Source organism: Stenotrophomonas capsici (genome assembly GCF_034961085.1).
In the GTDB taxonomy this organism is placed as follows: domain Bacteria; phylum Pseudomonadota; class Gammaproteobacteria; order Xanthomonadales; family Xanthomonadaceae; genus Stenotrophomonas; species Stenotrophomonas capsici.
The window spans coordinates 1-1689 of sequence record NZ_JAYFUH010000194.1 but is presented as its reverse complement, the minus strand read 5'-3'; the positions used below and the strand labels follow the sequence as shown (position 1 = coordinate 1689).

The 1689-nt window shown below is 68.3% G+C and carries 1 protein-coding gene and 1 pseudogene; both read right to left on the bottom strand.

Annotated features, from left to right (window positions below):
- A pseudogene (locus tag VA603_RS11345) lies at nucleotides 1–307 on the bottom strand (hypothetical protein); the annotation flags it as partial.
- Nucleotides 308–318: 11 nt separating this feature from the next.
- A partial coding sequence (gene purH, locus VA603_RS11340; RefSeq protein WP_323438902.1) for a bifunctional phosphoribosylaminoimidazolecarboxamide formyltransferase/IMP cyclohydrolase occupies nucleotides 319–1689 on the bottom strand: 1371 nt, incomplete at its 5' end.

Below are 1689 nucleotides of genomic sequence, written 5' to 3'. Positions count from 1 at the left end.
AGTGGGTGCAGACCGCAAGCATGCGGTACCGCTTGCCGCCGATGACCGCGGCCTGGTCGGCGCAGACGTCGCGGTGGATCGGGCGGACGTGATCCATGTCCGGATCCGTCAGCTGCTGCGCCCAGGGTCCCTTCAGCTGTGCAGGCGCGCCGTAGCGCTCCTGCAGCAGTGCCAGCACAGCGTCGTCGTGGCGCAGCACCGGCACCCTCGCCTCCGCCTGGGCGGGGGCGGGCTTGTCCTGCTGGCAGGCGGCCAGCAGGAGCACGGCGCCCAGGGAAACCGATCGTAGAAACACCCCCGTCGCCATCGTCGCGGTACTCAGTGACGGAAGTGGCGAACGCCGGTGAACACCATGGCGATGCCATGTTCGTCGGCCGCGGCGATCACTTCGGCATCGCGCATCGAACCGCCCGGCTGGATCACCGCGGTGATGCCGGCTTCGGCGGCCGCATCCAGGCCGTCGCGGAACGGGAAGAACGCATCGGAAGCCATCACCGAGCCCGGCACCACCAGCCCGGCATCGGCGGCCTTGATGCCGGCGATGCGCGCGGAGTACACGCGGCTCATCTGGCCGGCGCCCACGCCGATGGTGCGCTCGTCCTTGGCGTAGACGATCGCGTTGGACTTGACGTACTTGGCCACGCGCCAGGCGAACAGCAGGTCGCGCAGCTCGGCGGTGGTCGGTGCACGCTGGGTCACCGTCTTCAGCTCATCGGTGGTCATGCCGCGGTTGTCGGCGCTCTGGATCAGCAGGCCCGAACCAATGCGCTTGGTGTCGTAGTTGTTGCGCGCCTCACCGGCCGGGATGCGCAGCACGCGCACGTTGGCCTTCTTGGTGGCGTACTCCAGCGCGGCCGGCTCGTAGTCCGGGGCGATCAGCACTTCGACGAACTGGCGGTCGAGGATGGCCTTGGCGGTGGCCGCATCCAGCGTGCGGTTGAAGGCCAGGATGCCGCCGAAGGCGCTGGTCGGGTCGGTGTTGTAGGCCATCTCATACGCGGCGCCGACATCGGCGGCCACGGCCACGCCGCAGGGGTTGGCGTGCTTGACGATGACGCAGGCCGGCACGTCGAACTGGCGCACGCATTCCCATGCGGCATCGGCGTCGGCCAGGTTGTTGTAGCTCAGTTCCTTGCCCTGCAGCTGCACGAAGGTGGCCAACGTGCCCGGTACCGGCCACAGGTCACGGTAGAACACACCGCTCTGGTGCGGGTTCTCGCCGTAGCGCAGGTCCATCACCTTCACGAAGGTGGAGTTCATCTGCGCCGGGTATTCCTCGCGCACCGGTACCGCGGCGGTGGTGTCGCTGACTGCGGACAGGTAGTTGCTGATCGCTGCGTCGTACTGGGCGACGCGGTTGAACGCGGCCACCGACAGCTCGAATCGCTTGGCGGCCGACAGCTTGCCGTCGTGGGCATTCAATTCGGCCAGCAGGGCGTCGTACTGGTCCGGGCTGGTGGCCACGGCGACGCGGGCGAAATTCTTCGCGGCGCTGCGCAGCATGGCCGGGCCGCCGATGTCGATGTTCTCCACCGCGTCGGCCAGGGTGCAGTCGGCCTTGGCGGTGACCGACTCGAACGGATACAGGTTCAGCACCAGCAGGTCGATCGGTGCGATGCCGTGTTCGGCCATCACCGCATCGTCGGTGCCTGCGCGGCCGAGCAGGCCACCATGCACCAGCGGGTGCAG